This is a genomic window from Sphingomonas yabuuchiae, assembly GCF_001477495.1.
GTDB lineage: Bacteria > Pseudomonadota > Alphaproteobacteria > Sphingomonadales > Sphingomonadaceae > Sphingomonas > Sphingomonas yabuuchiae_A.
Genome location: NZ_LDTF01000004.1, coordinates 79950 through 91261, shown reverse-complemented (window position 1 = coordinate 91261; position 11312 = coordinate 79950). Strand labels below are relative to the sequence as shown.

Sequence of the window (11312 nt, the reverse complement as noted above, 5' to 3'; positions counted from 1 at the left end):
TCCCCCTCAAGAACGCCGTGATCGGCGCCTCTCAATTCGCTTCGTGAAGAAGCGATGACCAACATATGTCAGGAGAATGACGCCAACCTACAATCGATTTTTTGATATATTATTCTCTTTTCGCAGCAGGTCTTGCGAAAATGCAACAGTGCAAATGTCGCTGCCGAATAATTGCTGCAATTACCGTCAGCCCTCTCAAAGACATGCCTTAAATTTGAGCCATCCCGTTATGCCGTCTTAACTCGACATGGCACCTTAGAGTATTGATACAGCAACACATACTGTCCAATGACACTGATATATTGACGCAATACACGGGCCGGTGACTGGTCACTCACAGCCAACAAAGAAAAAGGGGCGGCTCCCGTAGGAACCGCCCCTCCAAGGGGGATCCGCCGAAGCGGACCCTGGGGTTAGAAGTTGAACTTGGCGCCGGCGCGGAACTGGCGGCCGAAGATGCCGTCGCCGCCCTGCACCGCGTTGTACAGATACGCGCCATAGGTGACCGGATCGACCGGGGGCAGACGGTTGAAGACGTTCAGCACGTTCACATAGAATGTAAACTTGTCGTTGACCTTGAACGACGCGTTCGCATCCGCGGTGATGTAGCTCTTCACGCGGCAGCCGAAATAGGCCGGAGCCTGGCCGCAATCCTTGTACGCGTCACCCTGGTCCATGGCCGACAGATCATAGCCCGAGGTGTAGTTGACCGTACCCGTCAGCGCGAAGTCGCCGAAGTCGAAGGTGTTGACCCAGTTGCCCTTCCACTCGAACGTGCCCGAACCGGCCGTCAGGTTGAAGTTGCCCAGCGTATCGACATAGGTCTGGCGCTTGCCATCCACCGTCGTGCTCAGCTCCAGGATCAGGCTGGCGTTCAGATTGGTGTTCCAACGGAACGAGCCAAAATCGTAGAAGCCGTTGATGCCGAAATCGATGCCTTCCGACTTGATCGTCTGCGCATTGATCAGCTGCGAACGGACGAAGGCGATTTTCGGCGTGGCGGTCGGGTTATTGACGTCGACCGCATCCGGAATGACCGTGAAGCCGCCGGGGATCGCGGTGCCCGCATAATAAGCGGCAATCGCAGGCGACAGGTCGGGCGTGGTGATCGCCCCGGTCTTGCGGATGTTGTAATAATCGACGGTCAGCGACAGGCCGCGCACCGGATCGACCTTGATACCGGCCGTGAAGCTGCGCGACTTTTCGGGGTCCAGATTCTGCGACGCCAGCGTCGTCTGACCGATCGAATAATTGGCGATATAGCCTGCGCAGTTGGTCGGCGTCTTCTGCGAACAGATCTGCCCCGCGCCCGGATTGATGCTGTACTGACGCAGGAAGGCGTCGGGGATGCTGCTCAGCGACTGAGTCACATAGCCCGTGGTGGGCAGCGCGTTTGCCTCGCCGAAGGACGGGATGCGGAAGCCGCGCGAATAGGTGCCGCGCAGCGTCACCTGGCGGATCGGCTTGAAGATCGCACCAAATTTCGGCGAGAAGGCGCTCTGACCGCTCGAATAATGGTCATAGCGACCCGAGGCGTTCAGCGTCAGCTGATCGACGACCGGCGCGTTGACCTCGTAAAAGGCCGACGAGACGGTACGGTTGCCCTTGGTACCGAACGCGTTCAGGCGGAAATAGCGCTGGGTCGGGCCATTCTCGTCCGAGTTCGCGCTGGGCGCGTCGATCGCTTCGTAGAAGATCGAGCCGCCGACCGCGACGCGCAGGTCGCCGCCCGGCAGGGTCATGATCGCCTTGCCCAGCGTGAACTGCGCCTGAAGAAGATCCGAGCTGTCGTTGGTGATGTTGGTCGGCGTCAGATAGTTCAGCGTCGCCTGGCTGTTCTGGCCCGGGTTGATGAAGTTGTAGCTGCCGTCCTTGATCACATCGAGCAGGTGCTGGATGTAGACATAGCCGTTCTGCTCGAGGCGCAGATCGGTGTGCATTGCGGTCGCATCGAAGCGATAGTCGACGTCGTTCAGGATCGTGCCGTTGATCCCGAAGGCGGCGCGATAGACGCGGCTGCGAGTGCTGGTCGATTCAAAGCTGTTGGGCAGCTGGCCGACCAGACGTGCGACCTGCCCTGCGGCGGCGAACGGGTTGTTCGGGTTCAGCGTCCCGTTGGTCGCGTTGCACGCGCCGACCGTGGTGCGGGCGCAGACATAGACCGGCAGCGCCAGGATGGCCGAATTCGGATCGATCGCCGAGGTCGGGTTCTGCGACGTCGAATATTGCGGGAACAGGATACCGGCCGGCGCATTGGCGCGGATCGTGGTCGGCGATCCGGTATAGCTGGTCGTCGCCTGCTGGAAATTGACCTGCAGATAGGCTTCCGACGTATCACCGATCTTGGCGGTGAAGCGCGCCGAACCGCCGACACGCTCAATGTCAGGGGTGATGTTGCCATACAGGCGCTGGGTGTCGACCTGGCAGACGGTGCCCGGTGCGGTGGCGTTGGCGGGAAGCGCCAGTTCGGCCGCCGTGGGGTTGTACGGATTGCCGGTGAGGCAGCCCGCCGCCGGGTTCAGCAATTGATAGCGGCCGAGCGCGGTCGTGTTGGTTGCATCCGCCGGGCGGACATAGAAGTTCGGCGTATTGATCGCGAAGCCGTTGGTGAACTGGTTGTTCGCGTCCAGGCCGTTGGCGATATTGTTCGGGCCGCAGACCAGCGAACCGGTGCGATTGGAACAGATGCCGCGTTCGTCGCTGGTGTTGTAGGGCGCGGGCAGCTGGCTCGCGCGGACGCCTTCCGAACGATAATAGAAGCCGCTGACATAGGCGTTATAGCCCTGCTCATCCAGGTCGCCGGTGCCTGCGGTCAGCGAGACGCGCTGGTTGGCGTTGTAGCCGCGCTGCGAGATACCTGCCTCGGCGCGTCCCATCACGCCCTTCACCGAACGCTTGGTGATGATGTTGACCACACCCGCGATCGCGTCCGCGCCGTAGCTCGACGAGGCGCCGTCGCGCAGCACTTCGACGCGGTCGACGATGTCGTCGGGGATCGTGTTCAGGTCGACGAAGTTGCGCGTGCCGTCATCCGACAGCGGGTAGTAAGCGGCGCGAAGGCCGTCGAACAGCACCAGCGTCGAATTGGTCGACAGGCCGCGCAACGACACCGACGAGGCACCGCTCGCAAACGCGCCATTGGCGGTGAACGAGTTGGTCAGCGCCGGGCCGTTGTTCGATGCCAGCGCCTGAATGCCCGCCTGCACCGTGTTGATGCCGCGCGCGTCGAGATTTTCGGCGGTGATCGTCGAGACCGGCGACACGCCGGTATCGGCACCGCGAATGATCGAGCCGGTGACGACGATATCGCCGCCGGTGCCCGCATCCGACTGTTCGGCGCCCTGCGCCACCTGGGCATTGGCTTCGGCATTCTGATTGGCGGCCGGCACGCTCTGCGCCAGCGCGGGCGCGCCCAACAGCATCGACAGCGGTGCAACGGTGGCCAACAGGCCGAGCTTGCGCGGCCCCATCCACGAATAGGTCATGGTCTATACCCCTTTTCCCGTCCGACGTCCGATTTCGGCTCGCCGGTCTACCCAACTTCATGAAACGGAATTTCTGCTCCGTAACCGAATGTTGCTTGATTGGTACGGAGCAGTGCCGTTGTAAAGATGGGAAAAATGCAACGGCCAACCACGCGTTACGTCATGACAGATGCGACATCCACTCTTACGCAATGCCGTGATATCGATTGCGGGAGGCGCTGGATGCGATGCCGCTGATACATTTTGCGACAATATTTTTGGCCTATTTTGGCCTTCAGCCATTTGCCACCGGACTGGCATGGGCCAAAAAAAAGGGGCGGCGGACCCTTAGGTCCACCGCCCCTTCCTTCGTGGGTCAGAACGAAGGTTTAGAAGGTAAAACGTACCGAGGCGAAGAAGTCGCGACCCAGTACGTCATAGACGCCCGGATAGGTGTTCGACTGTTCCTGATTCAGGCCAAGAACCTTTGGCTTCTTGTCGAACAGGTTATTCACGCCGATCGCAAAGTTCATGTTGTTGGTGACATCGAAGGCGAAGGTCAGGTCAAACACGTCATATGCGGGGATACGCTCGACGAAGTAGGTCGTGTCGGGATCGTCGTCACGAACGCCCGACAGGTGGCGCCACCGCATGCTGATGGTCGTCGGGCCGTCGAGCAGCGATGCACGGCTCGCCCACTTCCAACGCGGTGTCGGATTTCCGCACGCCAGCGCGCCAAAGGCTCCCGCGCACTTATTGTTCAAGTCGGGCGCAGTGGCGACCGGCGTCAGGGTGTTCTTACCGGTGTAAGTGCCCTGGAACGAGAAGTTCAGACGGCTGGCCTGCTCTCCACCAAAAACCGAGAAACCGAGCTTGGTGGCGTAATCCACGGCAAAGTCGACACCCTCCACTTCCAGCTTACCGACGTTGGCGTTCAGCAGCGACGGAAGGTTTTCACCATCGAACTGACCCAGCGCATTTCTCTTGCCAAGGAAGACTTGGCAATACGGGCTGCTGATGCTCTGGAAGGTATTATAGCAGAGGCTAAGCGAATTGCCGAGACCACCGCCAAAGGTGCTGATCGCATCCTTGACCTTGATATTGAAATAGTCGGCCTTGATCGTCAGCCCGCGGATGAAGGACGGCTGGAACACCGCACCCGCGGTGATGCTGTCCGACACTTCCTGCTTCAGGTTCGGGTTGCCACCGAAAACGCCCTGGATCTGCGAGTTGAGCTGGGTGCTGCTCTGACCAACCGCCGATGCAGGAACGCCGGTCGCGATGCAGAGATTGCGAATCGTGGCGTTGGTTGCCGCCGAAGCCAGCGAGCAGGGATCGGTCGCGGTCGGGAAGTTGACCGCTGCACCCTGATACAGTTCGGCGATGTTCGGCGCACGAACCGCGCGCTGATACTGAGCGCGGAACGTGATGTCGCGGATCGGCGCCCACTGCGCGTCGGCCGCATAGGTCCAGACGTTACCCACGCCGTTCAGCGAGTAGCTGGAGTAGCGGCCTGCGCCACCCAGTTCGAGGCGGTGGAAGAATGGGCGATCCGACACGATCGGAACGCGCAACTCGCCAAAGACTTCCTTGACATTGTAGCTGCCGCTGGTGGGGTCGCCCGCGTTGAAACCGATCACGTCACCCGACGACAGGGCCGTATCCGGCACAAACTCCGCCGACATCTTGCGATATTCGCCACCCAAGGCGAACGCCACATCGCCAGCGCCCAGGCCCAGGTTGAACAGCGACCCCGATACCGAGGCGTTGGCCACCTGCAGCACCGACATGTCGCTGTTCTGCGCGACGATCGAGATCTGATCGACCATCGCCCGGGTCAGCGTGCCCGGACCGAAGACGTTGATCGGGGTTGCCGTACCGTTCAGGCCAGCGCTGAACGCCGACTTGGAGATGTTGCCGGCCTGGATGTTCGAGTTGCGGGTACGCGCGTAGGAGTAATACGCGTCGTAGTTGAGAGCATCCGTGATCGCGCCACGAACGCCGACCAGCAGGCGGAACGCGTTGCGCTCGTCTAGCGAGTTGCGCGAACCGGTCTCATTGACGCGACGCTGGACCGACAGCGGGACGATACCGTCACCCACCGTGTTGCCGGTCGTCGCGATAGCATCCAGCGCACGGAGCGCGGCCACGTCGTTCGCCGACAGGAACTGTGACACGGAGTTGATATTGACCTGATACGTGCCCGTCACCGGGGTCGGTGCCAGCTCGTTCGCCACGCGATTGTTTACGAAGGTCGCCTCGACATAGGCGGTGTGACCATCCTTGAACTCGTAATCGGCATAGCCACCAAGCAGGTAACGCTCCTGCGGAACCATCAGGTAGTTATCGACCGCGTAATTGTAGAGATCGGTCGGCGTACGACGGCGGCTGACGCCCGGGGCGGTGAAAAAGGCGCCCGGCGAGCAGAAGACGTTGCCGGTCGGGCACACGGACGAACCATAGGTCGAGGTCACACGACCGTTCGGCGTGGTCGACGAACCGCCGGGAAACAGACCGGTCGGATTGCCGTTCGCGTCGAAATTCTCTTGCTGCGCGACGCTCGAAAAGCCACGCGCGCCCTGGAGGATCGAGGCACGATTGTAATATTCGCCATAGACCGTCGCATGGCCACGATCGCCCAGCTCGCCGCCGATCGCAACATAACCTTCGTAACGGCGGCCATCGCCACGCTCGGTGATGCCGTACTGGCCACCCGCGATCACGCCGTTCAGGTTGTTGCGGAGGCGGAAGTTGACGACGCCAGCCAGCGCGTCCGAGCCATACACGGCCGATGCGCCGCCGGTCACAACGTCAACGCCTTCGAGCAGGAAGGACGGGATGGTGTTCAGGTCGACGACCTGCGAGGTGTCATAAGAAACCCAGCGACGGCCGTTGACCAGGACCATCGTCCGCTGCGAGCCGAGGCCACGCAGGTTCAAGGTCGATACACCGCCGCCCGGATTGTTCGAGAAAGCGGTCGACCCCGGAATCACCTGCGGCAGGGTGTTGATGACCTGCTCGACATTGACCGTACCCGAAAGCTGGAACTCTTCCTGACCGACGACCGCGATCGGGGCAGCCGTCTGCAGGTCACGGCGCGCGATGCGCGAACCGGTGACGACGACTTCGCCGCCTTCGGGTTGCTGCGTCGTGGGTGCGGTGGTGACGTCGGCGTTACCGCCGGTGGCAGGCGCGGTCTGCGCCTGGGCTGCGGTGCCGACCGCGAAGGCACCCAGCATGAACGTCGTTGCGAGCAAGCGCGAACGCATTCCCTTCATATTCTAACCCCTTTTTTTGTTCATCCGTCTTCGCGGATCGGCGATGTTCACGCGGGAGACGCGCGCCATCGACTGGGTTAAGGTTTATGCAATAGTTCTGACATCAGGCAACAATCTAACACGCAGAAATAACGAAAATGACGCAGCTTTTCGCAATCTAGTGACAAAACTGACACAGGACGTGTCAGGCGGCAGGAAGGGCAAAGGGCGAAAATGAAGGCAATGACATCCACAAAGTCCATATTTGTCATATTCTTAGCGTCGACAACCATAGGTGCGGGTCCGGTCGCGGCGCAGGACGCGGCGGACACCGGCCAATCGGCGCTACTGATCGACAAAATCACCGCCTGTCGGGCGATCGGCGATGCGGGGCAGCGGCTGGCCTGTTTCGACCAGGCGGCGACGGCGCTGGCCAAGGCTCGGAACGACCGACAGATGGTCGTCCTCGACCGCGGCGAGGTCCGCCAGAAGCGGCAATCCCTGTTTGGCCTGCGCCTTCCCGAGATCCAGCTGTTCGGTCGCGACGAGGCCAAGGAACCCGAGATTCGGGAAGTCCGCTCCAAAGTGGTCCGGCTGGCCCGTTATGGTCGCGACCAATGGACCGTCTGGCTGGAACAGGGCGGTGTATGGCGCACCACCGAAAAAGCCCGATTCGATCCCGAGGTCGGTCAGTCCGTGCGCATCTTCAAGGCGGCGATGGGCAGCTTCCGGGCATCGTTCGACGATAATCTGGCGGTGCGGATCGAACGGGTCGAATAACCCGTCACGGCATCGGCCCCGTCACCAGCAGCGGGTCGAGCTTGCGGCCGCGCCATTGCAGGCTCCAGTGGAGGTGCGGGCCGGTGACGCGGCCCGTGGCGCCGACCGCGCCGATCGGCTGGCCCTGGCGGACATGTTCGCCGACGCGGACATCGATCCGCGACAGGTGCAGGAAGGCGCTGTTCAGCCCCTGGCCGTGATCGAGCATCAGCAGATGCCCCTCCAGCGTGAAGGGCTGCTCGGCCGCCAGGATCACGACCCCGTCGGCGGGTGCGCGGACGATGGTGCCGGTCGAGGCCGCGACGTCGGTGCCCGAATGATAGCTGCCCGGCTCGCCACGATAGACGCGCTGCGCGCCGAACAGGCCCGAGATGCGCCCCTTCACCGGCCATGCCAGCGTCTGGCGCCAGCCCTGCGCATCGGTCGCCAGCGCGCGGGCGGCGCGAATCCGGGCGAGTTCGGGGGGCCGCAGCCGCTGCAATTCGGGATCGGGGACGGGATATTTGGGCAGTGTGTCCAGCCGCTCGATCCGCCAGGCGCGCGGCGCGATGGTCAGCGGCTGGCGCACCTGACGCCCGTCGGACAGGCTGGCGATCAGCTCGGCCGATGGCCCTGCGTCACGGTCGAATCCGGCCAAAAATGCGCCGTCCGGGGCCAACGGCAAGGCTTGTCCGTCGAGCGTCACCGACACCGCCCCGGTCGGGGCCTGCCCGTGGATCAAGCCGCCCTGGCTGGGCTGTCCGGTCCAGCGGAACGGGGTCAGGGGAATGGCGACAGGGGCTGGAGCGGGGCGTGGAGCCGGGGTGGTGGCGGGTGCCGCCATGGGCTCGGCCGGTGCCACGCATCCGGCGAGCAGCAACGCAACGGCTCCGCCCCAAGCCCTCATTGCGGGCCGAGCACCTTGGCGGTCGCGTCCGCATCGGCATAGGCTTCCTGCCGCGCCGCGCTCCAATATTTCAGGTCTTCGAGCGCAATGCGCCGCCCCGTCACCGCGCAGACGACATGATCGCCCGGCGACAGAACGCGAAAGCCATTGGCCATATAGTGAAGCCGCGCGGGGCGATCGGTGTTCGACATCAGCATGGTGGTCTCTTTCGGGGTCAAAGGAGCGTCGGCTGATCCGGCTTGTCCTGTTTGGGCTGCTGCTCCCGCCTGGGCTTGTCATAGGTTTTGGCGGCGGCCCGCTCAAGCCCGGCTGCCTCCACCGCCACGTCCACGGTACCGTCGCGGAACCGCAGGGTCAGCATGTCCGCCGCCCGCGCCGCTTCCGCCGAAGACAGGGTCTCGCCGCCCGGTCGCGCGGTGATGCGGGCATAGCCGCGCTCCAGGATACGATCGGGGTTGAGCGACTGGACCAGCCGCCAGGTCGAGGCCAGCCGGTCGCGCCCGCGCTCGACCTGGCGCTCGAGGATCGCGGGCCGCAGCGCCGCGCCCGCCCGGTCGAGGCCACCGCGTGCCAGCGTCACCCGCCGCTCCAGCCCGCGGTCCAACCGCGCGCCTGCCTCGTCCGCACGCTGGCGCTGGGGGCCCAGCAACTGGTCGCGCTTGGGCAGCAGCCGCGCCATCGCCTCCAGTCGCTCGCGGCCCCGCTCGACATAGCGGCGTGCACAGCGCTCGGTACGCTGGCGATGGCTGGCGACCGTCAGGCGCAGGTCGGCGAGCACCGGCACCGCGATCTCCGCCGCCGCCGTCGGGGTCGGCGCGCGCAGGTCGGCGGCATAGTCGCACAACGTCGTGTCGGTTTCATGCCCCACCGCCGAGATGATCGGGATCGAGCATTCGGCGACGGCGCGCACGACGATCTCCTCGTTGAACGACCAGAGATCCTCGATCGAGCCGCCGCCACGCGCCACGATGACCAGATCGGGGCGCGGCACCGGGCCGCCGGGCTGAATCGCATCGAAGCTCCGGATGGCCGCGGCGACCTCGTCCGCCGATCCTGTGCCCTGCACCTTGACCGGCCAGACGATGACATGGGTCGGGCAGCGATCCTCCAGCCGGTGGAGAATGTCGCGGATCACCGCGCCCGTGGGCGAGGTGACGACGCCGATCACCGGCGGCATGAAGGGAAGCGGCTTTTTCCGTTCGCGCGCGAACAGCCCCTCGCCCGCCAGTTTCGCCTTCAACTTCTCGAACAGCGCCATCAGCGCGCCGGCACCCGCCAATTCCATCCGTTCGACGACGATCTGGTATTTGGACCGGCCGGGAAAGGTGGTCAGGCGGCCAGTGGCGATCACCTCGATCCCATCCTGCGGCTGGAAGGGCAGCGTGTTCGCCGCGCCCTTCCACATCACCGCGTCGATGACCGCATTCTCGTCCTTCAGGCTCATATAGACATGGCCCGAGGTCGCGCGCTTATAGCCCGAAATCTCGCCGCGCAGGCGGACATGGCCGAATTCGCCCTCCACCATCCGCTTCAGCTTCAGGCTGAGTTCGCCGACCGACAGCGCGAGTGCGTTGTCGCCGGCGATCTCCTCGGCTACCAGCCTCGCACTTTCGTCATAGGGATAAGGATCGGGCATGAACGTCCTGCTGCTGGGATCGGGTGGCCGCGAACACGCGCTGGCGTGGAAGCTGGCACAGTCGAACGGGTTAGATACGCTCTACGCCGCGCCCGGCAACCCCGGTATCGCCGCGCATGCGTCCTGCGTCGCGCTGAACGCGACCGATCACGCCGCCGTGGTGGCGTTCGTGAAGGACCATGCCATCGGCCTGGTCGTGGTCGGCCCCGAGGCACCGCTGGTCGACGGGCTGGCCGATTCGCTGCGCGCCGAAGGCATCCCCGTGTTCGGGCCGAGCAAGGCCGCCGCGCAACTGGAGGGGTCGAAGGGCTTTACCAAGGACCTGTGCCGCCGCGCCGACATCCCGACCGCCGGTTATGTCCGCGTGAACACGCTGGCGGAGGCGCAAGCCGCGCTTGCCGGCACCTTCGGCATGCCGGTCGTCATCAAGGCGGATGGCCTGGCGGCGGGCAAGGGCGTGACCGTCGCCTTCACCAAGGCCGAGGCGGAAGGCGCGATCACCGACCTGTTCTCGGTCCCCGGCGCCGAGGTGGTCATCGAGGAATTCCTGGAGGGCGAGGAGGCGAGCCTGTTCGTCCTGACCGATGGCGAGGCGCTCCTGCCCTTCGGCTCGGCACAGGATCACAAGCGGGTCGGCGACGGCGATACCGGCCCCAATACCGGCGGCATGGGCGCCTACAGCCCCGCGCGCATCCTGACGCCCGAGCTGGAAGCCCAGGCGATCGACCGGATCGTGCGGCCCACCGTGGACACGCTGCGGGCCGAGGGAACGCCCTTTTCGGGCGTACTCTATGCCGGGCTGATGCTGACCGAGCAGGGACCGAAGCTGATCGAATATAATGCGCGGTTCGGCGATCCCGAATGCCAGGTGCTGATGCTGCGTTTCCAGGGCGACCTGCTCGCGGTGATGCTGGCGGTGGCCGAGGGGCGGCTGGCCGAACTGCCTGCCCCCGCTTTCTCGGACGATCCGGCGCTGACCGTCGTCATGGCAGCGGCGGGCTATCCCGGCACGCCCAAGGCGGGCGGGGCCATCGACGCAATCGACGCGGCAGAGGCGACCGGCGCGGTGGTGTTCCAGGCGGGGACCAGGATGGACGGCGAACAGCTGGTCGCCAGCGGCGGCCGCGTGCTGGCCGTGACCGCCAGCGCCGCGACGGTGGGCGAGGCGCAGGCCGCCGCCTATCGCGCGGTCGATGCGATCCGCTTCCCCGACGGCTTCTGCCGCCGCGACATCGGCTGGCGCGAGGTTGCGCGCGAAGCGGGAACCGAGGCTTGATCCCAATGATTGG

At 64.2% G+C, this 11312-nt stretch carries 7 protein-coding genes; 2 read left to right on the top strand and 5 right to left on the bottom strand.

Going from position 1 to position 11312, the window contains the following annotated elements; all coding sequences use genetic code 11:
* Nucleotides 1–413: 413 nt before the first annotated feature.
* The gene (locus NS355_RS00825) at nucleotides 414–3485 is read right to left on the bottom strand and encodes a TonB-dependent receptor domain-containing protein (protein WP_058743915.1); all 3072 of its coding nucleotides are present in this window, start codon (nucleotides 3483–3485) and stop codon (nucleotides 414–416) included.
* A 368-nt stretch (nucleotides 3486–3853) separates the two neighbouring features.
* On the bottom strand, nucleotides 3854–6742 hold the full coding sequence (locus NS355_RS00820; RefSeq protein ID WP_244489504.1) for a TonB-dependent receptor domain-containing protein: 2889 nt from the start codon (nucleotides 6740–6742) through the stop codon (nucleotides 3854–3856).
* A gap of 222 nt (nucleotides 6743–6964) precedes the next feature.
* Here NS355_RS00820 and NS355_RS00815 point away from each other — a divergent pair, with 222 nt between their 5' ends.
* Nucleotides 6965–7501: a hypothetical protein gene (locus tag NS355_RS00815; protein ID WP_058743913.1), complete on the top strand. Its 537-nt coding sequence runs from the start codon at nucleotides 6965–6967 to the stop codon at nucleotides 7499–7501.
* Nucleotides 7502–7505: 4 nt separating this feature from the next.
* On the opposite strand, the gene NS355_RS00810 is transcribed toward NS355_RS00815, so the two are convergent.
* From NS355_RS00810 to xseA, 3 genes are read right to left on the bottom strand one after another with little or no spacing between them, the layout of a single operon-like run.
* A complete protein-coding gene (locus tag NS355_RS00810) occupies nucleotides 7506–8387 on the bottom strand; it encodes a M23 family metallopeptidase (protein WP_058743912.1) in 882 nt (293 codons plus the stop codon).
* Nucleotides 8384–8584, bottom strand: a complete 201-nt coding sequence (locus NS355_RS00805; RefSeq protein ID WP_058743911.1) for a DUF2093 domain-containing protein — start codon at nucleotides 8582–8584, stop codon at nucleotides 8384–8386. The genes NS355_RS00810 and NS355_RS00805 overlap by 4 nt, the downstream gene beginning before the upstream one ends.
* 17 nt (nucleotides 8585–8601) lie before the next feature.
* Nucleotides 8602–10023: an exodeoxyribonuclease VII large subunit gene (gene xseA, locus NS355_RS00800; protein WP_058743910.1), complete on the bottom strand. Its 1422-nt coding sequence runs from the start codon at nucleotides 10021–10023 to the stop codon at nucleotides 8602–8604.
* On the opposite strand from xseA, the gene purD reads away from it, so the two are divergent.
* Entirely contained in the window at nucleotides 10022–11299 is a 1278-nt protein-coding gene (gene purD, locus NS355_RS00795) for a phosphoribosylamine--glycine ligase (RefSeq protein ID WP_058743909.1), read from the top strand. The two genes, xseA and purD, sit on opposite strands and share 2 nt — an antisense overlap.
* Nucleotides 11300–11312: the final 13 nt, after the last annotated feature.

Bases quoted from the DNA above. Each gene is read 5' to 3' on its own strand.
- NS355_RS00820 (WP_244489504.1), bottom strand. From the start codon at position 6,742: ATGAAGGGAATGCGTTCGCGCTTGCTCGCAACGACGTTCATGCTGGGT.
- purD (WP_058743909.1), top strand. From the start codon at position 10,022: ATGAACGTCCTGCTGCTGGGATCGGGTGGCCGCGAACACGCGCTGGCG.
- NS355_RS00805 (WP_058743911.1), bottom strand. From the start codon at position 8,584: ATGCTGATGTCGAACACCGATCGCCCCGCGCGGCTTCACTATATGGCC.
- NS355_RS00815 (WP_058743913.1), top strand. From the start codon at position 6,965: ATGACATCCACAAAGTCCATATTTGTCATATTCTTAGCGTCGACAACC.
- xseA (WP_058743910.1), bottom strand. From the start codon at position 10,023: ATGCCCGATCCTTATCCCTATGACGAAAGTGCGAGGCTGGTAGCCGAG.
- NS355_RS00810 (WP_058743912.1), bottom strand. From the start codon at position 8,387: ATGAGGGCTTGGGGCGGAGCCGTTGCGTTGCTGCTCGCCGGATGCGTG.
- NS355_RS00825 (WP_058743915.1), bottom strand. From the start codon at position 3,485: ATGACCTATTCGTGGATGGGGCCGCGCAAGCTCGGCCTGTTGGCCACC.